Below are 20715 nucleotides of genomic sequence, written 5' to 3'. Positions count from 1 at the left end.
CCGAAATAAAATTTAGTTCAGAGCGATTTTTAGGTCCCGAAGCAGATTATTCAACACCAAAAAGTCGCCAATGGCGTCACAATCCGGCATTGTCAGCCCTAAATCAACCACTTCTACACCCGTTGTCGATTTTGGTTGCATTACTTTGGCCAAAATCTCGCGGCCACAGTTAAAGGAAGTGATTTCCGCTTCGACAGAAAGACGGACAGCACCGTCACGGCGAATAGCCCCAGACGGGAAACTATATACTTCTGCGTGCATTGAATCGGGACTATCCCCTTCGCCAATTTGCGTCATGAAACCACCAAGCGCTCCGGTAGCATAAGCAACTTTTCGAGAAGAATTCTTCCAAACATGTCCTGCTTGGCCATAGTCGGCGCCAAACTCCAGCGCATGTATTTCTAAGCCCGTGCGGCCCTTCCACTGTAATGCAACCCGCTCAAAATCGTCAAAATCACTCACGTGCAAGGTCGTTACCGCACTTTGACCACCCGCGAACGTGACAGAAATAGTGGGGTCTTTTGACATCGCTGGATGTGAAAGCTCGGCCAAACCGACCGTAGTGGTTACCCCCGTTACCGCAAGTTCCCCTTGGCGAAGCACAAACGTTTCGCTTGGCGCACAGCTCGCCGAAAGCTTCACTGTGATCATTGCCGCCGGGCCCGCTAGAGCTTCGAGCTTGGTGGAGCAAGGCACGCCATAGGCGCTGTATGTCGGCGCTTTTTTAACTGGGTTGGGGCCGAGGGTATCGAGCATCCGTGCCGATACATTCGACGTATAACTTTTCAATAGAAGATGCGCCATGGTCGCCTCGGGAGCAAAAGGCAACCCGTGAGGGTCGTTTGCAGGGGCAGACGTGTGTTGGACCGTTTTTGGATCCACCAACGAAACACCAGCGCCTGTGCTCACTTGATCGGAGTCGGAGGGTGCAAAAATCGCATTGTTGCCCTCACTGTTCTGAAGCGCATAGCCAATGGAAAACGCTGCGGCAAAGCTCGCAAGCACGTAAACGAAATTTCCCTTCAAACGCATGGCTTCCTCCAATCGATTTACTCGACTCCTATCATTCAACCCAAAATGAGGCCGAATTTGGGCGCACTTTGGGCCATTCTCAGATTGCGACAGGGATTGAGAGCCATGACTGGAGATTGCGCCGCCCAAGACTTGAGCGACGCGCTTCTTAGATTTTACCGTGGCAATGTTTGAATTTCTCACCAGAACCACAAGGACAGAGATCATTGCGCGCGGGGTCGCCCCACGTTTCTGGATTGTTTTCGTTAAACCCCTCAGTGGTCGCTTTCGGCAATGCGGCCTGTTGCGCTGCCACAGCCGCTTGCTGCTGGGCTTTGTATTGCTCCAGTTGTGCGCGCTGCATGGTCTCGATTTCTTCGCGCGAGGGCAATCGTGCGAGTTGCTCACTGACTTCTTCGCGCAAGGTGTCGAGCAAAATCTCGAACAGTTGGAAGCTTTCAGTTTTGTACTCGTTCAATGGATCCCGTTGCGCATACCCACGAAACCCAACGACCGAACGAAGGTGTTCCAAAGTCAGGAGATGTTCGCGCCACTTCCCGTCGATTGTCCGCAGCAAAATCTGCTTTTCGATCCCGCGCATTTCTTCTGGGCCAAAATCCGCAGCCTTGGCGGCCATAAATTTGTCGGCAGCATCACACAAACGTTCCCGCACATCGGAATCATCTACACCTTCTTCGCGGGCCCATTCGATCACCGGAGCATCCACCCCGATTTTCTTAAGGATCTCAGCATAGAGGCCCTCTGTATCCCACTGTTCGGCATAGGATTTCGCTGGCATGTGAATGTCGACCAGATCATCAATGACCTGATGGCGCATGTCCTGCACGATTTCAGAGAGGTCTTGAGATTCCATAATTTCACGGCGCTGAAAGAAGATCGCTTTGCGCTGGTCGTTCATCACGTCGTCAAATTTCAGAAGTTGTTTCCGTTGGTCAAAGTTACGGCCTTCGACTTTGGCTTGTGCTTTTTCGAGGGATTTATTGACCCAGGGGTGCACAATGGCTTCGCCCTCTTTCATCCCGAGGCTCGACAAAACTTTGTCCAAACGTTCTGAACCAAAAATCCGCATCAAATCATCTTCGAGAGACAAGAAGAACGACGAGCGGCCTGGATCGCCTTGGCGACCTGAACGGCCACGCAACTGGTTATCAATCCGGCGACTTTCGTGGCGTTCAGTTGCCAACACAAACAGACCACCGGCCTCTTTGACTTTTTCTTTCTCTGCTGCAATCTCGGCTAGAAGCGCCTCTTTATCTGTGTTTGGGTCGGCGTCAAGCGCCTGCTCCAGCCGTAGGTCGGCGTTGCCGCCAAGCTGAATATCGGTACCACGCCCCGCCATATTCGTCGCAATCGTCACCGCGCCAAAACGGCCTGCATCGGCAACAATCTGCGCCTCTTTTTCGTGCTGGCGTGCATTCAAAACGTTGTGTGTAACGCCCGCTTCTTTGAGTAGACCCGAGAGGAATTCCGACTTCTCGATCGAAGTTGTCCCCACAAGGATCGGCTGACCCTTTGCGTGCGCTTCTTCAATAGCGATGACAACGCCTGCGAATTTCTCTTTTGCGGTCCGGAACACTTGGTCATGCTCGTCAATCCGAACAATCGGGCGGTTTGTTGGCACTTCAACAACGCCGAGATTATAAATTTCGGCGAACTCAGCCGCCTCAGTAAGCGCGGTTCCCGTCATGCCGGCGAGTTTGCCATACAAGCGGAAATAATTCTGGAACGTCACCGAAGCATGGGTGACGTTTTCGGGCTTGATATCGACGCCCTCTTTGGCCTCAATCGCTTGATGCAAGCCGTCAGACAAACGACGCCCCGCCATCATCCGACCGGTAAACTCGTCGATCAACATCACTTCGCCATCGCGCATGATATAGTCTTTGTCGCGGGTAAAAAGCTTGTGAGCTTTGAGGCCTTGGTTGACGTGGTGCACCACGGTCGTGCTTTCCGGATCATAGAGCGATTGCTCGGCGGGCAAGATACCGTGCTCATGCAACAAGGCTTCGAGGAAATCGTTACCGTCTTCGGAGAAAGTAACGTTTTTGGTTTTCTCGTCGTGCGTAAAATGCTCTTCGGTCAAGCTTGGGATCAGCTTGTCGATGGAAATGTACAACTCGCTGCGATCTTGGGCAGGTCCGGAAATAATCAACGGTGTCCTTGCTTCGTCGATCAAAATGGAGTCGACCTCATCCACAATCGCATAATGGTGGCCGCGCTGTGCCAATTGGCCCAATTCGGACCGCATGTTGTCGCGAAGATAGTCAAACGCCAGTTCATTGTTCGTGGCATAGGTAATGTCGCATTTATACGCGGCTTTTTTCTCTTCATCCTGCTGCTGTGGATAGACCACACCCGTTGTCATACCCAAAGCACTGTAAACTTGGCTCATCCACTCGGCGTCGCGTTTGGCGAGGTAGTCATTCACCGTCACAATGTGAACACCCTCCCGCGTCAAGGCGTTCAAGTAGGCCGCGAAGGTCGCCATGAGGGTTTTCCCCTCGCCCGTTTTCATCTCAGCGATATTGCCGCGATGTAGAAAAATACCGGCCATCAACTGGGTATCAAAAGCCCGCAAACCCAACGCGCGTCGCGCGGCTTCCCGCACATTGGCAAAGGCTTCGGGGAGAAGGTCATCGAGCTTTTCGCCCTTTTGAGCGCGCTCGGACAGTTCCAGTGTTTTCTCTTTGATGCCTTCGTCGGTCAGGGCTTCAAATTCAGGCTCAAGATCATTGATCTTTTGCACAAGCGGGCGTGTCGATTTGACCAGACGATCATTCGGTGAACCAAAGACTTTTTTGGTGATTTTTCCGATACCCAGCATAAATTCTCCGCTTGAACACTTCTATTGGTTGGTTCGTTTGAACCTTGCCTTGATCCGCCTTAAAAGCGGGCTTATCAAGGGCCAAATGACTGGCACGAAACGACAAGGCACTTTGGCGATGTAAGGGTCCAACCGGACACTGTCAATGTTAGGGGGCCTAATGGACAAATCTAAGGGTGAATTGATGTTAAAACACACTAAAATCGGTATCTTTGCAGTACTTCTGGCGACCACGAGCGTCGCTGTTGCCCAAGACACACCTCCAAAACCCGAATGGGGAACGGTTGTGGCAACAGTGAATGGCATGGATATCACAATCGGCCATATGATTATCGCCCGTGAAACGCTGCCACAGCAATACCTCACCCTTGAAGACGGCGTTCTTTTTGAGGGGATCTTGGAAAACTTGATCCAACAAAACATCCTGGCACAATCCGTTAAAGGCAATGTTTCCCTTCGTGACCAAACTGCGATGGACAACCAGACACGGTCCTATATGGCGGGTTCCGCCGTTGACGCGGTTCTAGCAACGGCCGTCACGCAAGAAAAACTTGAGGCGCTTTTCAACGAGACATATATCGGCGGCGAACCCGAGATGGAGTTTAATGCGGCCCATATTCTTTTGGAGAAGAAAGAGGAAGCTGATCTTGTAGTCCAACTGCTTGACGCCGGAAGTGATTTTGCCGAACTCGCACGCGAGAAATCTACCGGTCCGTCCGGCCCAAATGGCGGCAACCTTGGATGGTTCTCGAAAGGGGCGATGGTTCCGGCATTTGAAGAAGCCGTTATCGCGCTTGAAGACGGTACCTATTCCGCACCCGTTGAGAGCGAATTCGGCTGGCACGTCATTCATCGAATTGAAAGCCGCGTACAAGACGCCCCAACTTTTGAGGACGTTCGCGACGAACTTGAAGCAGAGTTGCAACAACGCGCACTTGCAGAAGCCGTCGAAGCCCTCGAGGGTAACGCCGAAATCACACGCACCGAAGTGGTCATCGACCCCACTGTTCTCCAAGACCCAGAAATCGTCGGAAAGTAACCTATGACACTCTCTCCACTCGCGCCCAAGGGCGGTTTTCCTGATCTTCCGGTTATTGAAGGTGTAACCTTTGCCGCCATTGCTGCGGGTGTACGATATCAAGGCCGCGACGATGTGATGCTTGCTCACCTCTGCGCGGGCACGGCGGTTGTGGGCGTGTTCACACGTTCCGCAACCCGCTCCGCACCTGTCCTTGATTGCGAGGCCAAGCTCGGCGCAGACAGCGGCGAAGAGGCGGCGTTTGTCGTGAACTCTGGCAACTCCAATGCCTTCACAGGCGGTCGCGGTATTGCCACTGTGGATGCCGTTACCGCATCTGTTTCACAGATTTGCAACGTGCCTCAGAACCGTGTTTTCATGTCCTCTACAGGCGTGATCGGCGAACCGTTGGATCCAGCTCGTATCACCAACAAACTCGCTGAACTCAAGGCAGGCCTATCCCCAAACGAAGCCAGTCGCGCGGCGCGTGCCATCATGACGACTGACACCTTTCCCAAGGGCGCCTTTGCCACCGTCGACGGCATCACCATCAGCGGATTTGCCAAAGGGTCTGGCATGATCGCGCCCGATATGGCGACAATGTTGGTCTATATTTTCACCGACGCCAAAATCGCCCAACCACGACTTCAGAAAATCCTCAGCCGCCTGACGGACAAAACCTTCAACTGTATCACGGTCGACAGCGACACCTCCACAAGTGACACATTGCTTTTGGCGGCGACGGGCAAAGGCCCCGAAGTTACCGACGAAGCTGCCTTTGAAGCGGCCCTCCACGGTGTGATGCTCGATTTGGCGCATCAAGTTGTGCGCGATGGTGAGGGTGCTACGAAATTCGTCGAAGTTGCGGTAACGGGTGCCATGAGCGATTCCGACGCCCATCTCGTGGCCATGGCGATCGCAAACTCCCCATTGGTGAAAACCGCGATTGCAGGCGAAGATCCCAATTGGGGTCGTGTTGTTATGGCTGTCGGGAAATCTGGCGCCGCTGCAGATCGTGATCTGTTGTCGATCTCGTTTGGCGATATATTGGTTGCGGAAAAGGGCTGGGTTTCCCCGAGCTACACCGAGGAAGAAGGTGCGACCTATATGAAGGGCGATTCCCTCGTCCTCGCGGTTGATATGGGCATCGGATCGGGTGTGGCCACCGTTTGGACCTGTGACCTCACCCACCGCTATATCGAAATCAACGCGGATTATCGGTCTTGAGTGTGCTTCTCGTCTCGGCGGTCGCCTTGATTGACCGAGACAGTCGGGTCCTTCTGGCACAACGCCCCGAAGGGAAATCCATGGCCGGGTTGTGGGAATTCCCAGGCGGAAAAGTCGAAGCAGGCGAAACGCCTGAGGTGGCTCTCATTCGGGAACTGTCTGAGGAGCTTGGGATTGAAACTTGGCAAAGCTGCCTTGCCCCCCTTACCTTTGCCAGCCACGCCTATGAAAAATTCCACCTTTTGATGCCGCTTTTCGCGTGCCGCAAATGGCAGGGAACGCCGCGCCCTCAAGAAGGGCAAACGCTCAAATGGGTTAAGGCAGCGGACTTAAGAAGCTACCCGATGCCACCTGCGGACATTCCGTTGATCCCTATATTGCGCGACTGGCTTTAGCGCCTTTCCACGCAGACACATCCAGACATAAAAAAGGGCCGATCAACTTAATGATCGGCCCTTAAGTTTTGATTACAACAAGCCCTAGGCGAGGTTGCGTTCAACTGTTTCGCGCTCAAAGATCTCGATAACATCGTCAGGACGAATGTCTTCGTAAGCTTCAAATGCCATACCGCATTCTTGGCCCGAATTGACTTCTTTGACTTCGTCCTTGAAACGTTTCAGCGTTTTCAGCGTACCTTCGTGGATCACAATGTTGTCGCGCAGCAAGCGAACGCCTGCGGAGCGGCGTGCGACGCCTTCGGTAACGATACAACCCGCAACGCGGCCAATGCCAGTAACCTTGAAGACCTCTTTGATCGACGCATACCCAATAAACTTTTCGCGAATTTCCGCAGAAAGAAGACCAGAGGCAGCAGCTTTAACATCGTCCACAAGATCGTAGATTACCGAATAGTACCGGATCTCGACGCCCTTTTGGTTCGCAGAATTGCGAGCCGATGCGTTTGCACGCACGTTAAAGCCAATAACCGGTGCGCCGGAAGCTTCAGCCAAACCGATATCTGATTCCGTGATCGCGCCAACACCAGAGTGTAGAACACGAACCCGAACTTCATCGTTGCCGATTTTTTCCATGGCTTGAACGATTGCCTCTGCCGAACCCTGAACATCGGTTTTCACCAAGATCGGAAGCTCGGAAACGCTCTTGTCGTCTTTTGCCTTCGCCATAAGTTGCTCAAGAGTTGTCGCGGCACCAACGGCGGCGCGCTGCTCTTTAGCGGCATGGGCACGGTAATCTGCGATTTCACGCGCCTGAGCTTCAGTCTCAACAACATTCAAAACATCGCCAGCCTCTGGTGTTCCGTTGAGGCCAAGAACCTCGACAGGAACCGAAGGTCCAGCTTCTTTGATACGATCGCCTTTGTCATCCATAAGGGCGCGTACGCGACCCCATTGTTCACCAACAACAAAGATATCACCCTGACGCAAAGTTCCGTTTTGAACCAGAACCGTCGCAACTGGACCACGTCCAACGTCAAGCTGAGCCTCAATAACCGCACCAGTCGCCGAGCGTTTTGGGTTGGCTTTGAGGTCAAGAATTTCCGCTTGCAGCGAAATCGCCTCAAGCAAATCATCAAGGCCCGTTCCATTGATGGCCGAAACCTCAACGTCTTGTACGTCACCAGACATTTTCTCGACGATAACTTCGTGTTGCAGCAAAGCTACACGCACTTTGTCTGGATCTGCATCCGGACGGTCGATTTTGTTGATGGCAACAATCATCGGCACACCCGCCGCTTTCGCGTGATGAATGGCTTCGATTGTTTGTGGCATAACAGCATCGTCAGCTGCGACCACAAGGATAACGATATCCGTCACTTGTGCACCGCGCGAACGCATGGATGTAAAGGCCGCGTGACCAGGCGTGTCGAGGAAACTCATCAACGAGCCGTCTTCGGCCGTAACCTGATAAGCCCCAATATGTTGGGTAATCCCACCAGCTTCACCAGCCACAACTTTAGACTTCCGGATCGCGTCAAGAAGCGACGTCTTACCGTGGTCAACGTGACCCATAACCGTAATGACTGGAGGGCGCGCAACCAGATCGGCCTCATCATCCACAACTGCCGCGATGACGTCTTCCACGTCAGATGCAGACACGCGCACGATTTTGTGGCCAAACTCTTCGATGATCAACTCGGCTGTATCCGCATCAATGGTTTGATTTTGCGTTACCATCATGCCCATTTTCATAAGCGATTTCACAACTTCGCCGACGCGTTCGGCCATACGGTTCGCCAGTTCGGAAACAACGATTGCCTCAGGAACTTTAACATCGCGCACAATTTTCTCGCGCTCGACTTGACCGCCCATTGCTTTTTGACGCGCGCGCTCTTGCTTGCGCTTCATCGATGCCATGGAGCGATGACGATTGTCACCACCACGAAGCGCTTGATTTAGCGTCAGTTTGCCCGAGCGACGTTTGTCTTCAGCGGCCTTCGCTGCTGGCTTGTCGGCGCGGTTATCGCGATCCGTCTTGCGCGGTGCAGAGAATGGACGCGCCGGAGCCCCACGATGGGTGTTCGTCGTGTCCGTAGCTTCTCCCGCGGGAGTTGCCGCCGCACGTGGCGTAGGCTTAGCCGCTTGCGCAGCGCTTTCAGCACGCTCTTTCGCGATTTCCGCTTCTTTCTTGATGCGGTCCTCTTCAGCTGCTTTTTCTTTGATCCGCTCTTCGCGTTCCCGCTCTTCAGCTTCTTTGGCGTCGATATCCGCACGACGTTTGGCGCGCTCTTCAGCGCGAGCCAGTTCGTCGGCTTCGCGTTTCGCTGCGTCTTCAACTTCGCGGGCTTTCGCGAGTTTCAACGCCGCAAGACGACGGTCCATTTCGACATCAGAGATGCCTGCGGGACGCCGTGAAGGATCCCCTACAGACGCGCTGCTTACATTTGCTTTACCTGCACCAGGTTTTGGCACGACAACGCGTTTGCGTTTCGTTTCCACAACAACGTTTTTGGTGCGTCCGTGGCTAAAGCTCTGCTTTACGTTTCCAGGACGTCCTGCGCCAGTGCGCAGACCCAGTGTTTTTTTGCCGTCACTATCGCTCATGTGGTCTTCGTACCCTTCTCGGTGGATATTCCACCGCCATTTGCGCGCACGCCTCTAAGGCGTTTGGCTTCCTCTACCGCACTTTTGGTGAGTCCACCAGTCGCAAGCGCGCCATGTATCACAATTTCCCGTCCAAAGGCCATTCCCAATTCATGTGCCGTAAGCATATCAATATAGAGATCGCGATCGTGCGGGGGGCGGAGCTTGGATTTTCCGCGCTCTGACCCGTCTGAAGCCTGAATCAAAACCGAAGCTCTTTCGGTCTCAAGCCAGCCTTTAACTTTTTCATATCCTGTCACAGCCCGGCCAGCCTTGCGTGCCAGCGAGATGTGATCCACCAGCCGCCGCACAAGTGCCGCTTCGATGTCTTCTACTAGAGTTTCTGGCACCACGACCGCCTGTTTGGCGGCGCGGGCAAAAAGCCCTTTTTTCATTGCCAATGCCAACGCCTTGCGGTCAGAAAGAACCCAGATTCCACGGCCGGGCAATTTACCCGAAATATCCGCATAGATCTTGTTTTCCGGGCCCACAACAAAGCGGATCATCCCGCCCTTGGGCTGAACCTCACCTGTTGCGATACATCGCCGTTCGGGGTTTTCCCGTTCGTTTTTTCGACCGCCGCGCGCCATTTGCGAAATCCGAAGCCCTTAAGCCTCGGCCTCCTCTTCTGAATCATCCGCATCATCTTCGCCTTCTTCAGTAGCGAGATCAGCAGGATCAACCCAACCCAATGTAATCCGAGCCGTCATTACAAGCTTTTGTGCTTCTTCGAGCGACATGTCGAAAGGTTCAAGAACACCTTCGTCTTTCTTACGCTCGCCGTTCTCGGTCGTCCAGCCACCGGCCAGTTCCCAATCCGCACAAGTTGCGAAGTCTTCGAGGGTTTTGACACCGTCCTGCGCAAGCGCAAGGATCATTTGGGGTGTCAAACCGTCAAATTCAATAAGCGATTCCTCAACACCCAACTCACGTGCCGTATCGAGTGCTTTTTTGCTGGCCGCTTCGAGATAATCCCGTGCCCGCGCTTGAAGTTCGCTCGACGTATCTTCGTCGATGCCTTCGATCACGGTCAACTCGCTGACGTCCACATAGGCAACCTCTTCGAGGTTCGTAAAGCCTTCAGACACCAAGAGCTGGGCAAAGAATTCGTCCAGATCAAGCGCTTCCATAAAGAGACCGGTGCGCGCTGCAAATTCTTTCTGACGGCGTTCGGATTCTTCGGTTTCCGTTAGAATGTCGATGTCCAAGCCGGTAAGTTGGCTCGCAAGACGCACATTTTGACCACGACGCCCAATCGCCAAGGAAAGCTGCTCATCAGGCACAACAACCTCAATGCGCTCGGCTTCTTCGTCGAGAACAACCTTGGTAACTTCGGCTGGCTGCAACGCATTCACAAGGAAGGTTGGCGCGTCTTCATTCCAAGGAATGATGTCGATTTTCTCGCCTTGAAGTTCGTTTACAACAGCCTGAACACGGCTACCGCGCATACCCACACAGGCCCCAACAGGGTCGATGGAGTTATCATGCGAGATCACAGCGATTTTCGCACGCGAACCTGGGTCACGCGCAACGGCTTTGATTTCAATGATACCGTCGTAAATCTCTGGAACTTCCATTTTGAACAGTTCCGCCATGAATTGGGGGTCTGTCCGGCTGAGGAAAATCTGAGGCCCACGCACTTCGCGACGCACATCTTTGATGTAGCAACGAATACGGTCGTTCGGGCGATAGCTCTCGCGGCCGATTTTCTCGTTGCGACGCAAAATGCCTTCGCCAGCACCCACATCCACGATGACGTTGCCGTATTCTTCGCGCTTAACAACACCATTGATGATGGTACCAGCACGGTCTTTGAATTCTTCGAACTGACGATCACGCTCGGCTTCGCGAACCTTTTGCAGGATCACTTGCTTGGCGGATTGCGCCGCGATGCGGCCCATTTCTACGGGGGGCACTTCGTCGATGATTTCGTTGCCAATTTCTGGCGCTTCTAGAAATTCACGTGCTTGCGCAACGGTCACTTCGGCTTGGTGGTTTTCCACCATATCGTCGGCAACAACTGTACGAACACGGGTAAACTTGGACCTGCCTGTTTTACGATCGATGTGAACACGAATGTCCATTTCGGCGCCATAACGAGATTTCGCCGCACGGGCCAAAGATTCTTCAAGCGCCTGAACAACCAGTTCAGGATCGATCATCTTTTCGCGTGCAACCGCATCGGCGGTTTGCAAAAGCTCTAGCTGGTTGGCTGAAGTAATTGCCATGTCTACTGCTCCTCAGAAACGTCAGTTTCAGTTTCAATCTCGTCAAAATCGTTTTCGTTCACGATGCCCGCAGCTTTACGCTGCTTGAGCATTTCCGTAATCAACTCATCCGTCAGAATAAGCTTGGCATCAGCCAACCACTCAAACTTCAGGCCAATTGTGCCTTCAGTGACGGTGATCAAAACCTCGCCATCTGCCGTACCCGCCAAAATACCCTTAAAGCGACGACGGCCATCAATGGCATCGGTCAATTCAAGCTTGGCCTCATAGCCGTTCCAAAGGTCGAAATCTTTCAAACGTGTCAAAGGACGGTCAATACCGGGGCTGGAAACTTCAAGCGCGTAAACGCCATCAATCGGATCTTCCACGTCCAAAGTCGCCGAAACCTCGGTCGAAACTTTGGCGCAATCGTCCACTTCCATGCTGCCGTCTGCCTTTTGAGCCATAATTTGCAGCGTTTTTTCGTCGCCACCCATCAACCGTACGCGCACCAATTCATACCCCAAGTCTTCGATGACGGGTTGAATCATGCCGGCGAGACGGCGATCAATCGCGGAACTTGCAACGAGATCAGACAATTTGGCTCCTTGATGTTAGACACAAAAAAACGGGCTGCGCGGCCCGTTGTGAAGTTCGGTGGGCATCAAGTTTGGAACTTAACGCGCCGCTGTTGAAAGCCATATACGCAGGTTTATCTGAGTCTGCAAGGCCTTCCTTGCAGAACTCAACTTTCAAGCGATTTAAGCCGGTTTTTGCGCTATGATAAAAACCACGCCTTTTTTCGGCTCCCACAACTCAACAACCTCAAATCCGGCCTCTTCGTGCATTTGTATTAAGTACGCGGTGTCAAAGAACTGAAGGGGCGGTAGGAGCCCAATAAGCATACCCGCTTGCATCACTGGCTTCATGACGCGGTTCATATTCTTTAGACTCGCCGAACTCGACACAATCATTCCACCGGGCTTGAGCAAATCATAAACGTGGCCAATCACCTCTTTATGGTTAGGCAAAAGATGCAAAATATTCATTGCCAAAACCATGTCAACTGAATTGGGTTGGCGCGAAATCGAATCAATCGGCTCGCACGTAAAGGTGAGGTTTTTCAATCCAGACCCTTTGAGTTTTCCCTTGGCAATCGCCACCATGTTTTTGGAAAAATCCACACCTTCATATGTCTTCACAAGTGGCGCGTGCAAAAGAGCGGTCGACCCTGTCCCGCACCCGATTTCCAAGACATCCATGTCAGAGCGGAAACATGCGCGCGTTTTTTCAAGCTTTTTTTGATAGGACGCTTCGTCCGAAATCGGGGACTTGGCATAGTTTTTCGCCATGATATTCCAAAAACCTGCGCCTGCGGCCATGTGATAGCTCCAAAATATAATAAATACTCGTTATAAATAAGCTGCTTAGTAAGAAGTTCAAGATAGAGATCTGCCTAGAGGCCAAGCATTGCTTTTTGTGGTCCCAAACCATGCATAACCCGAGTTAAAGCCCGCGTAATCTCTGGCTCTGACATCGCGTGTCCAGCCATCGCAACCATGGTCAATTCGCACTTGGGCAACCGCGCGGCGATACGTTGTGCCGCCTCTGGGGGGCAAACCATATCCTGTCGCCCTTGAACGATTGAAACACCAATATGATCGATTTTCGACAAATCACGCTCAATTTGCCCGTCAATTTCAAGGAACCCTTTGTTCATGAAATAATGGTTCTCGAGCCGCGCAAAAGCGCGCGCATACTCTCCGGGTGCGCCACCAGAAGTCCCGTTAGAGCGGATTGTCGCGAGTGAATTTTCCCAAGCAGCCCATTCTTGAGCGTATTTCGTTTGAACCGCGATATCTTCGCCAAAGAGTCGTCGATGGTAGGCTGCGATCATATCGCCACGCTCGTCTTCGGGAATTATCCGCTCAAAAGCGTCCCAAGCTTCGGGGTAAAAACGCGCAGCACCGCCTCCATAAAACCAATCAAGTTCGCGCTGCGTTGAGAGATAAACCCCTCGCAACACAAGATAAGCAGCGCTCTGAGGGTGGGTTTGGGCATAAATCAACGCCAAGGTCGCCCCCCAACTGCCACCAAATACGATCCATCTGGAAATGCCCAGCGCGGTGCGGATCTTCTCCATGTCGCTAACCAAGTCCCAAGTTGTGTTATTTTCAACCGAGGCAAACGGGCGCGACCGGCCACAACCGCGCTGATCAAACAGGATAATCCGATAGACAGAAGGATCAAAAAAACGCCGCATCATCGGCGAACATCCCCCACCGGGACCGCCATGCAGAACCACAACAGGCACCCCAACAGGGTTGCCGCACTGCTCGACATATATTTCATGTCCATCACCGACATCCAACTTTTGCCGATGAAACGGTTCAATCGGCGGAAATAGATAGTCGGATGCGCTGTTTTGGCCTGAGATTCTGTCCATAGATTGACTATATAGTTGCAGGAGCCGCCTTGCCCATGGCAAATCGCATGAAATCCTTGGAGGGACATATGGAAACCGCCACCAACACCATCGATCCAAATGAAGTCGCCAAATTTGAAGCCATGGCCACCGAATGGTGGGACCCAAACGGGAAATTCAAACCCCTGCACATGCTCAACCCCTGTCGGCTTGATTACATCACGCGTCAAATCGGTGCGGAATTTGATCGGGATTTAACACAGGACCTGCCTTTCGCGGGCTTGCGGATTTTGGACATCGGCTGTGGCGGCGGGCTTTTGTCAGAGCCCATGGCGCGCCTTGGCGCGACTGTGGTCGGTGCGGATGCCGCCGCGGGAAATATCCCCGTTGCGCAGGTTCACGCCCAAGCTCAAGACCTTGCCATAGATTATCGCCACACGACGGCCGAAGCGATAGCCGACGCGGGCGAAACATTCGACGTCGTCCTCAATATGGAAGTTGTCGAGCACGTGGCCGACCCACAAGGATTTCTGAGAGCCTGTCATTCGCTGCTTAAACCGGGAGGTTTGATGCTCTGCTCTACGATCAACCGCAATCCGAAAAGTTTCATGATGGCAATTGTCGGCGCCGAACACATCATGCGTTGGCTGCCTAAAGGGACCCATGAGTTCAGTAAATTCATTACACCAGATGAGCTTTACAAATTGATCGAAGGCGCGAACCTATCGCCGGTCGATCGCAAGGGTTTCGTTTTTAACCCGATTTTGTGGACATGGTCGCTTTCGGACAAAGACCTCTCGGTCAACTATGTGACCGCAAGCGTTAAACCCGACTAGCTTTCGTCGCTCAACCGGACGCGTAATTCGCGCAGAATCGGAAGGGCGGCGCGCACTCTTTCGACTCCAAGGTCACCAACCAATCCAGCCACAGATGGGGCAATCGCGGTAAGGGCGGCTTCGCAGGCGCGTTTGCCCGATGGGCTGATCGCCACGAATTTACGGCGCGCGTCATCCCAATCAGGACGAATATGCACATGTCCTGCGGCTTCTAGCTTGCTCAAAGTATTGGACATCGCGCCGCGCGTGACGGAAAACGATTTGGCCAATTGTGCGGGCGAGCGTTCGCCACTTACATGCGATAAATGATTGAGGACAGTGAAATGCGACAGCTCCATCCCACGGGGCAACGCCTTAGCGAGACGGCTGCGCGCTAGCTGGTCAGCCATGAAAATCTCACTAAATAGAGATATTGCCAAGGAATTGTTAGAGTCGTTCATGTGGGGTTTGTAAACGCCACGTCATTGTTTAGCGAGGGAATTTTGCGCCTCATCTCATCGACTTGGCTCAAATCAATATCCACAATCGTAACGCCAGCCTCGTCCCCTGCATCCGCAAGAACCTCACCCCAAGGCGAAACCACGAGCGAATGCCCATAGGTTTTACGCTTGGAGGCATTCGATTGCAGGTGATCGCCACATTGCGCAGCGGCAATGATGAAACAGCCTGTCTCGATGGCCCGCGCGCGCAACAAAACATGCCAATGCGCCGCGCCAGAAACCGTCGAAAATGCCGCAGGTTGAAGGATGATTTTCGCACCCGCTTTCGCTAATGCGCGATGCAAATGCGCGAAACGAACATCATAGCAAATCGTCAAGCCCACCCCGCCAAAATCTGTATTGGCAACGACGGCCCGATCACCCGGACGGTAACCTGCGCTTTCTTTGTAGGTTTCGGTCGGTGAAATCTCGACATCAAACATATGGATTTTATCATATCGCGCGACAATTTCACCCTGTGGGTTGATCAAAAACGAGCGATTGGCAAAGCGCGTCTCATCGGGAAGTTTTATCCCAAGCGACCCAATGGAAATCCAAACCCCTGCATTTCTGGCTTCCTGTTGGAGCGCGGCAAGGGTGATATCATCCTCTTCGAACTGCAAAACAGCGACCTGATGCGCCCGCGAATTTGAAACACAATTCGTAACTTCGGGTGTGGCAATGAACTCGGCCCCTTGCGCAATTGCTTGTCGGACAAATCCCACCGTCTCCGGCAAATTATTCGCCGGAGTATCGTTTGAATTCAGCTGACAAAGGGCGATGCGCATTTAGCTGGCCAAAAGCGCGTCAAGTTTGCCGCCCTGCTCTAGCGCGAAGAGATCGTCACAACCTCCGACATGGGTTTCGCCCACGAAAATTTGCGGCACCGTACGGCCACCGTTGGCACGTTGAATCATTTCCTGACGTTTTGCCGGATCGCGCGCCACGTCAAATTCGATAAATGTAATGGATTTGCTGGACAAAAGCCGCTTGGCAGCATGACAAAATCCACAAGTATTTTTAGTGTATAGCTCGACGGTCTTCATGATATTTCCTTCGTTTTCGGAACTATACAGACACTTAGGTATCCTGTGCAACGCGCGCTAGGGTTATTACATTTACCTCGCAAGCCTGTGATGCGAAACAGGCCCTTGCCGCCGCGTCAAAGGTTGCCCCTGTGGTCAAAACATCGTCCACCAGCAGGATCGGACGTCCATCAATCAAATGTTGCCGTTTCGGATTTACAGCAATCGCCCCGCTGACAGTAGCATTGCGTTCCTTGGGGCTAAGCCCGTCCAAACTCACTGTTCGGCGCATGCGCTTAAGCAGGTCGGGGCAATGCTCCAATCCCAGCTGGGTGGCGATCCCGCGCGACAAAAGCGCCGACTGATTGTATCGCCGCTTCAGAAATCGAGACCAATGTAGGGGAATTGGCACAACAATTGTATCCTCGTCAACTATATCCTCTGCCGCCCGTGCCATCCACTTTGAGGCAGGTGCGGCAAGTTCTTGACGATCTCCATGCTTCAATCCAAGAACCAGCTTGCGGCCAGTGTCTCTATACACAAATGCCGCACGACCCCGATCCCAAACATGTGGATGATCGCGGCATCCGTCACACTGCAGAATTTCGTCTGGTGCACTGTCGCCAAGAAGGGGCACCCCACAACAATCGCAAATTGTGCCCGTAATGAAATGCGTATCTCGCCAACATGATCCACACAGCGCCCCCTCGGAATCGACAAGATCCCCACAAGAAATGCATTGAGATGGGTAGAACAGGCGCACAGGACTTTGCATTTCATCAAAACCTTTCTAAATTGCGCCCAGCAAAGGACGCCAAATGACCAACTCACCCCCAAAACTTACCGACACCAAAGCGCTCGCCCTGCATCGTAATCGCATCCGAGGAACGGACGCCTTGTTTTTGCAACAAGTGGCCGCCGATGAGATTGAGGAGAGACTGAGTGAGGTTAACAGATCGTTTACAAACCCCACTGTGGTGACCGGATTCCCGCAAATTTGGGAAAAAATGCTCCCAAACGCAAAAATAGTACCCGAAGAAGACGTTTTAGCGCTGGAGGTTGGCGCTCATGATTTGGTGATTCATGCCATGGGGCTGCATTGGGCGAACGATCTGGTGGGGCAGTTGGTGCAGTGTCGCCGTGGGTTGCGGGCTGATGGGCTGTTCCTTGGGGCGATGTTTGGCGGGCAAACACTTTCCGAGTTGCGCTCAGTTTGGGCCGAAGTTGAGACGAAATTGACGGGTGGGCTGTCGCCTCGCGTTGCGCCCATGGCGGAAATTCGTGATTTGGGCAGCCTGCTGCAACGCGCGGGTCTTGCGTTGCCAGTGGCGGATTGCGTCACAAAAACAGTGACCTACAAAAGTGCGCAGCATCTGATGCAGGATTTACGCGAGATGGGAGAAGCAAACGCCCTAGTACATCGCCACAAGAAGCCCGTCACTCGCAGGGAAATTGAGACCATAAACGAGGCCTACGCCGCTCACTTTCCGGCGGATCTAGGGCGCATTAGAGCCACATTTGAACTCGTGTTCCTTACGGGTTGGGCACCTGATGAAAGCCAGCAAAAACCGTTGCGACCTGGGTCTGCTCAGACGCGCCTTGCGGACGCCCTCAATACTGTAGAATTTGAGATTCCGCGCAAGACATGAACCCTGCGACGAAATCACCGGATTGACCACGCTTGTTAAAAACCTCATGTCTAGCCGAAGCGACAGGAGAGCCAGTATATGAAACCAGCCAACCACCCATCCTTGCCGAGCCGTAAAATTGGCGTTTTAGTTGCCAACCTCGGGACGCCTGATAATTACGATTATTGGTCTATGCGCCGCTATCTATCGGAGTTCCTGTCGGACAAACGCGTGATCGACTACCCCGCGTGGAAGTGGCAGCCTTTGCTTCAAACCATTATCCTGACGAAACGCCCGTTTTCATCGGGCGCGGCGTATAAAAGCATTTGGAACCACGAAGCAAACGAAAGCCCGCTTCTGACGATCACCAAAAACCAGACAAAAGCCCTGAAACAGAGCCTGTCTGACGTTTTTGGCGACACTGTTATGGTCGATTTCTGTATGCGATATGGCAATCCGTCGACTCAATCAAAAGTGGATGAAATGGTCGCCGCCGGTTGCGACAAAATTCTATTCTTCCCACTCTATCCACAATACGCGGGCGCGACATCCGCAACCGCAAATGATGCGTTCTTCGCCGCCCTTGCCAAACAAGTTTGGCAACCTGCGGCCCGCACCGTTCCTGCCTATTTCGACCACCCTGAATACATTGAGGCTCTCGCAGGCTCGATTCGGCAGGCGTATAGCAAAATGGACAGGAAACCCGACATTTTACTCGCGTCGTATCATGGAATGCCCGAACGTTATTTGACACAGGGCGATCCCTACCATTGCCAATGCCAAAAAACGACACGCCTTCTAAGGGAGGCTTTAGGTTGGGACGAAAGCCAAATCATGACGACGTTTCAATCCAAGTTTGGCCCAGAGGAATGGCTTAAGCCAGCGACAGTCGAAGAGGTTGCGCGACAGGCGCAGTCGGGAAACAAAAGCATTGCCGTCATTGCACCCGCGTTTTCGGCGGATTGTATTGAAACCCTCGAAGAAATTAATGAGGAAATTAAGGAAGCTTTTGTTCACGCAGGCGGTGAAGGTTTCACTTATATTCCCTGCCTGAATGATGATGCATCGCACATCGCCGCGCTTACAACGATCATTCAGGAAAACCTAGCTGGTTGGGTCGACAAATAAAAAAAGGCAGAGAAAACCCTCTGCCTTTTGCATTACAATAAAGGGAGAAATACGAAGTTAAATCAACAGAACTTGAGTTCCATTCTTGGTCAGACCAAAAAGGGTCTCGATATTCTCATTATAGAGCCCAATGCAGCCGTTGGACGATTTCCGGCCAATTTTGCGTGTGTCTTGGGTGCCGTGAATACGGTAATACTGCCAAGACAAATAGAGCGCATGCGTTCCGAGTGGATTATCAGGCCCTGGACCGATATAACGCGGCCATTCGGGGTTGCGCTTCAACATATTCGGCGTTGGCGACCAGCTTGGCCCATCAACTTTGCGGATAATGGACGTACGCCCAAGACGTGTGAGATCGTCCGATTGGGGCACAGATGTCGGGTACAATTTATAAACCGACAAATCCTCGGACCAGAAGTGCAAAGCCCGCGATTGTGTGTCGACCAGAATCGCACCGTTGCGCGTGTCGGAAAAATACGGCCGCCAGTCGAGGGACCGGAAACTTGATATATTATGCCGTACCGTATCGTCAATTTCTGGTTCAACAGCGATTTGCGCATAGGCTGGCAACGCCAAACTGCCGGCGAGTGCGACCGAAGTACCGATGAAATTGCGACGGTTCACAAACTTTTTCTTCTGTTCAGGCATACTTCGACTCACTTTTCTGTTCAGGTGCTATAATATGGCGCTAAAGTCGCAGTCGCAATTCAAACAAACGTCATCAGGCCAAAAATCGCCTAACTTCATTTGATTGCTTGGGAAATCGTTGCTAAAGACAGTGGATGTGAATTTGGGAAAAATGTCATGAAAATATCTGTGCTCATTGCGGCCGTGTCAATTGTTGCGCTCGCGGCATGCGAACCAACGAATGTGGTACGAATTGGAGCAGATGGTAAACCCCTTCCGCCAATTTATAAAGTTCCAAGTTCAGGTGAAGTAGAGTTTACCGTTTTGGACTCTGTAAACTTGTTGCGCCAATCTTCCGGAGCAGCCCCCCTGAGCCTGGATTCCAAATTGACCGCCGCGGCTGCGACACATGCTCGTGACATGGCGGTTCAAAATCGCGCATGGCATTTCGGCTCTGATGGATCGTCACCGCTAGATCGCGTTGCGCGCACGGGATACAACGGAATTCTTGCCGGCGAGAATATTTCAGAGACATATGAAACCGAGCTAGAAACACTTTCCGCATGGATGGGTACCGCCGACAGTCGCCGCGTCATTCTGGATCCCGAAGCTAAGGACATGGGCTTTTCGTGGTACCAAGAACCAAGCGGTAAAATATGGTGGGCAATGGTGACGGGCCGCAATAGTTTCGGCGACTTCAATTATACATTCGCCGAAAATTAAGGGGCGACGGTGATTATTGTGTTGAGCTTAACCATTCGGTAAATCTCGACCATCTCTTGATTAGAGACCGAGATACAGCCCCAAGTCCAATCGGTTCCGCGGAAATTTTTGTTGCGACTCTCGCCATGGATAAAGATATCTCCACCAGGGCTTTTGCCTTGGGCGCGCGCCTCTGCGACATCATTTACATTCGGATAGCTTAGCCCAATCGACAAGTAGAAATCGCTGTTGGGGTTCCGGCGATCGATGCGGTACGAACCCTCTGGCGTCTTGCCGTCGCCCTCAAATTCTTTGTCACCGATGGGCGCAAAGCCTAAATCGATATTGTAAGACTTGAGGATTTTGCCATTATTCAAAAGGAACATTTTTCGCGCGTCTTTATAGACCGCAATGCGGGTAACTTCTGGGCCAGTATACGGTTGGACCGCGCTGGAACAGCCTGCCAAAATCAATACCACTACGCCTAAAAGCGCAAAGATCACTGCCCGCATTTTT

General features: G+C 52.5%; 21 protein-coding genes. 7 read left to right on the top strand and 14 right to left on the bottom strand.

The window, feature by feature from the left end:
- Positions 1-12: 12 nt before the first annotated feature.
- Both AB9F29_RS09255 and secA read right to left on the bottom strand, forming a co-directional pair.
- Positions 13-1032, bottom strand: a complete 1020-nt coding sequence (locus tag AB9F29_RS09255; protein ID WP_335583891.1) for a hypothetical protein — start codon at positions 1030-1032, stop codon at positions 13-15.
- Between the two features lie 148 nt (positions 1033-1180).
- Complete coding sequence (secA, locus tag AB9F29_RS09250) at positions 1181-3856, bottom strand: preprotein translocase subunit SecA (protein WP_369755425.1); 2676 nt, start codon at positions 3854-3856, stop codon at positions 1181-1183.
- A 160-nt stretch (positions 3857-4016) separates the two neighbouring features.
- Here secA and AB9F29_RS09245 point away from each other — a divergent pair, with 160 nt between their 5' ends.
- Genes AB9F29_RS09245 through AB9F29_RS09235 form a run of 3 tightly spaced genes read left to right on the top strand, consistent with a single transcriptional unit; the run spans position 4017 to position 6496 of the window.
- Positions 4017-4895 (top strand): peptidylprolyl isomerase, encoded by an 879-nt coding sequence (locus AB9F29_RS09245; RefSeq protein WP_369755424.1) that lies wholly within the window; start codon positions 4017-4019, stop codon positions 4893-4895.
- Positions 4896-4898: 3 nt separating this feature from the next.
- Positions 4899-6101 carry a bifunctional glutamate N-acetyltransferase/amino-acid acetyltransferase ArgJ gene (argJ, locus tag AB9F29_RS09240; RefSeq protein ID WP_369755423.1) on the top strand — a complete coding sequence of 401 codons (1203 nt, stop codon included), beginning with the start codon at positions 4899-4901 and terminating at the stop codon, positions 6099-6101.
- The gene (locus AB9F29_RS09235; RefSeq protein ID WP_335583895.1) at positions 6098-6496 is read left to right on the top strand and encodes a (deoxy)nucleoside triphosphate pyrophosphohydrolase; all 399 of its coding nucleotides are present in this window, start codon (positions 6098-6100) and stop codon (positions 6494-6496) included. Before argJ ends, AB9F29_RS09235 begins: the two co-directional genes overlap by 4 nt.
- 84 nt (positions 6497-6580) lie before the next feature.
- Here AB9F29_RS09235 and infB read toward each other — a convergent pair whose 3' ends face one another.
- The 6 genes from infB to pip form a co-directional block, all read right to left on the bottom strand.
- Positions 6581-9103 carry a translation initiation factor IF-2 gene (gene infB, locus AB9F29_RS09230; RefSeq protein ID WP_369755422.1) on the bottom strand — a complete coding sequence of 841 codons (2523 nt, stop codon included), beginning with the start codon at positions 9101-9103 and terminating at the stop codon, positions 6581-6583.
- Complete coding sequence (locus AB9F29_RS09225) at positions 9100-9732, bottom strand: RNA-binding protein (RefSeq protein WP_335583897.1); 633 nt, start codon at positions 9730-9732, stop codon at positions 9100-9102. The genes infB and AB9F29_RS09225 overlap by 4 nt, the downstream gene beginning before the upstream one ends.
- An 18-nt stretch (positions 9733-9750) precedes the next feature.
- On the bottom strand, positions 9751-11370 hold the full coding sequence (nusA, locus tag AB9F29_RS09220) for a transcription termination factor NusA (protein WP_335583898.1): 1620 nt from the start codon (positions 11368-11370) through the stop codon (positions 9751-9753).
- Between the two features lie 2 nt (positions 11371-11372).
- Positions 11373-11900 (bottom strand): ribosome maturation factor RimP, encoded by a 528-nt coding sequence (gene rimP, locus AB9F29_RS09215; protein WP_369755443.1) that lies wholly within the window; start codon positions 11898-11900, stop codon positions 11373-11375.
- Between the two features lie 210 nt (positions 11901-12110).
- Positions 12111-12731: a class I SAM-dependent methyltransferase gene (locus tag AB9F29_RS09210; protein WP_369755421.1), complete on the bottom strand. Its 621-nt coding sequence runs from the start codon at positions 12729-12731 to the stop codon at positions 12111-12113.
- Between the two features lie 74 nt (positions 12732-12805).
- Positions 12806-13795, bottom strand: a complete 990-nt coding sequence (gene pip / locus AB9F29_RS09205) for a prolyl aminopeptidase (RefSeq protein WP_369755420.1) — start codon at positions 13793-13795, stop codon at positions 12806-12808.
- A 35-nt stretch (positions 13796-13830) separates the two neighbouring features.
- On the opposite strand from pip, the gene ubiG reads away from it, so the two are divergent.
- A complete protein-coding gene (gene ubiG / locus AB9F29_RS09200) occupies positions 13831-14610 on the top strand; it encodes a bifunctional 2-polyprenyl-6-hydroxyphenol methylase/3-demethylubiquinol 3-O-methyltransferase UbiG (protein WP_369755419.1) in 780 nt (259 codons plus the stop codon).
- Here the strand turns inward: ubiG and AB9F29_RS09195 are convergent.
- Genes AB9F29_RS09195 through AB9F29_RS09180 form a run of 4 tightly spaced genes read right to left on the bottom strand, consistent with a single transcriptional unit; the run spans position 14607 to position 16889 of the window.
- Complete coding sequence (locus AB9F29_RS09195) at positions 14607-15050, bottom strand: MarR family winged helix-turn-helix transcriptional regulator (RefSeq protein WP_039002833.1); 444 nt, start codon at positions 15048-15050, stop codon at positions 14607-14609. The genes ubiG and AB9F29_RS09195 overlap by 4 nt on opposite strands.
- Positions 15047-15877 (bottom strand): carbon-nitrogen hydrolase family protein, encoded by an 831-nt coding sequence (locus tag AB9F29_RS09190; RefSeq protein WP_369755418.1) that lies wholly within the window; start codon positions 15875-15877, stop codon positions 15047-15049. The genes AB9F29_RS09195 and AB9F29_RS09190 overlap by 4 nt, the downstream gene beginning before the upstream one ends.
- Positions 15878-16135 (bottom strand): glutaredoxin 3, encoded by a 258-nt coding sequence (gene grxC / locus AB9F29_RS09185; protein ID WP_039002835.1) that lies wholly within the window; start codon positions 16133-16135, stop codon positions 15878-15880.
- Between the two features lie 34 nt (positions 16136-16169).
- Entirely contained in the window at positions 16170-16889 is a 720-nt protein-coding gene (locus tag AB9F29_RS09180; RefSeq protein WP_369755417.1) for a ComF family protein, read from the bottom strand.
- 43 nt (positions 16890-16932) lie between these two features.
- Between AB9F29_RS09180 and AB9F29_RS09175 the strand changes: the two genes are divergently transcribed.
- Positions 16933-17763, top strand: coding sequence for an SAM-dependent methyltransferase (locus AB9F29_RS09175; protein ID WP_369755416.1), 831 nt, complete (start codon positions 16933-16935; stop codon positions 17761-17763).
- A gap of 78 nt (positions 17764-17841) precedes the next feature.
- The gene (gene hemH, locus AB9F29_RS09170) at positions 17842-18870 is read left to right on the top strand and encodes a ferrochelatase (protein WP_369755415.1); all 1029 of its coding nucleotides are present in this window, start codon (positions 17842-17844) and stop codon (positions 18868-18870) included.
- 57 nt (positions 18871-18927) lie between these two features.
- On the opposite strand, the gene AB9F29_RS09165 is transcribed toward hemH, so the two are convergent.
- Positions 18928-19518, bottom strand: coding sequence for a L,D-transpeptidase (locus AB9F29_RS09165; RefSeq protein ID WP_369755414.1), 591 nt, complete (start codon positions 19516-19518; stop codon positions 18928-18930).
- A gap of 156 nt (positions 19519-19674) precedes the next feature.
- Here AB9F29_RS09165 and AB9F29_RS09160 point away from each other — a divergent pair, with 156 nt between their 5' ends.
- Positions 19675-20220, top strand: coding sequence for a CAP domain-containing protein (locus AB9F29_RS09160; RefSeq protein WP_369755413.1), 546 nt, complete (start codon positions 19675-19677; stop codon positions 20218-20220).
- Here AB9F29_RS09160 and AB9F29_RS09155 read toward each other — a convergent pair.
- Positions 20217-20711 (bottom strand): murein L,D-transpeptidase family protein, encoded by a 495-nt coding sequence (locus tag AB9F29_RS09155; RefSeq protein ID WP_369755412.1) that lies wholly within the window; start codon positions 20709-20711, stop codon positions 20217-20219. The genes AB9F29_RS09160 and AB9F29_RS09155 overlap by 4 nt on opposite strands.
- Between the last annotated feature and the right edge of the window lie 4 nt (positions 20712-20715).

Origin of the sequence: Falsihalocynthiibacter sp. S25ZX9 (genome assembly GCF_041205405.1) — a bacterium.
Classification (GTDB): domain Bacteria; phylum Pseudomonadota; class Alphaproteobacteria; order Rhodobacterales; family Rhodobacteraceae; genus Falsihalocynthiibacter; species Falsihalocynthiibacter arcticus.
The sequence above is the reverse complement of the archived record's forward strand: the minus strand, read 5'-3'. Positions and strand labels throughout refer to the sequence as shown.

What these genes read in the sequence shown, in the direction of transcription:
- AB9F29_RS09255 (WP_335583891.1), bottom strand. Translation starts at nt 1,032, where the DNA reads ATGCGTTTGAAGGGAAATTTCGTTTACGTGCTTGCGAGCTTTGCCGCA.
- secA (WP_369755425.1), bottom strand. Translation starts at nt 3,856, where the DNA reads ATGCTGGGTATCGGAAAAATCACCAAAAAAGTCTTTGGTTCACCGAAT.
- AB9F29_RS09245 (WP_369755424.1), top strand. Translation starts at nt 4,017, where the DNA reads ATGGACAAATCTAAGGGTGAATTGATGTTAAAACACACTAAAATCGGT.
- argJ (WP_369755423.1), top strand. Translation starts at nt 4,899, where the DNA reads ATGACACTCTCTCCACTCGCGCCCAAGGGCGGTTTTCCTGATCTTCCG.
- infB (WP_369755422.1), bottom strand. Translation starts at nt 9,103, where the DNA reads ATGAGCGATAGTGACGGCAAAAAAACACTGGGTCTGCGCACTGGCGCA.
- AB9F29_RS09225 (WP_335583897.1), bottom strand. Translation starts at nt 9,732, where the DNA reads ATGGCGCGCGGCGGTCGAAAAAACGAACGGGAAAACCCCGAACGGCGA.
- nusA (WP_335583898.1), bottom strand. Translation starts at nt 11,370, where the DNA reads ATGGCAATTACTTCAGCCAACCAGCTAGAGCTTTTGCAAACCGCCGAT.
- rimP (WP_369755443.1), bottom strand. Translation starts at nt 11,900, where the DNA reads ATGATTCAACCCGTCATCGAAGACTTGGGGTATGAATTGGTGCGCGTA.
- AB9F29_RS09210 (WP_369755421.1), bottom strand. Translation starts at nt 12,731, where the DNA reads ATGGCCGCAGGCGCAGGTTTTTGGAATATCATGGCGAAAAACTATGCC.
- pip (WP_369755420.1), bottom strand. Translation starts at nt 13,795, where the DNA reads ATGGACAGAATCTCAGGCCAAAACAGCGCATCCGACTATCTATTTCCG.
- ubiG (WP_369755419.1), top strand. Translation starts at nt 13,831, where the DNA reads ATGGCAAATCGCATGAAATCCTTGGAGGGACATATGGAAACCGCCACC.
- AB9F29_RS09195 (WP_039002833.1), bottom strand. Translation starts at nt 15,050, where the DNA reads ATGAACGACTCTAACAATTCCTTGGCAATATCTCTATTTAGTGAGATT.
- AB9F29_RS09190 (WP_369755418.1), bottom strand. Translation starts at nt 15,877, where the DNA reads ATGCGCATCGCCCTTTGTCAGCTGAATTCAAACGATACTCCGGCGAAT.
- grxC (WP_039002835.1), bottom strand. Translation starts at nt 16,135, where the DNA reads ATGAAGACCGTCGAGCTATACACTAAAAATACTTGTGGATTTTGTCAT.
- AB9F29_RS09180 (WP_369755417.1), bottom strand. Translation starts at nt 16,889, where the DNA reads ATGCAAAGTCCTGTGCGCCTGTTCTACCCATCTCAATGCATTTCTTGT.
- AB9F29_RS09175 (WP_369755416.1), top strand. Translation starts at nt 16,933, where the DNA reads ATGACCAACTCACCCCCAAAACTTACCGACACCAAAGCGCTCGCCCTG.
- hemH (WP_369755415.1), top strand. Translation starts at nt 17,842, where the DNA reads ATGAAACCAGCCAACCACCCATCCTTGCCGAGCCGTAAAATTGGCGTT.
- AB9F29_RS09165 (WP_369755414.1), bottom strand. Translation starts at nt 19,518, where the DNA reads ATGCCTGAACAGAAGAAAAAGTTTGTGAACCGTCGCAATTTCATCGGT.
- AB9F29_RS09160 (WP_369755413.1), top strand. Translation starts at nt 19,675, where the DNA reads ATGAAAATATCTGTGCTCATTGCGGCCGTGTCAATTGTTGCGCTCGCG.
- AB9F29_RS09155 (WP_369755412.1), bottom strand. Translation starts at nt 20,711, where the DNA reads ATGCGGGCAGTGATCTTTGCGCTTTTAGGCGTAGTGGTATTGATTTTG.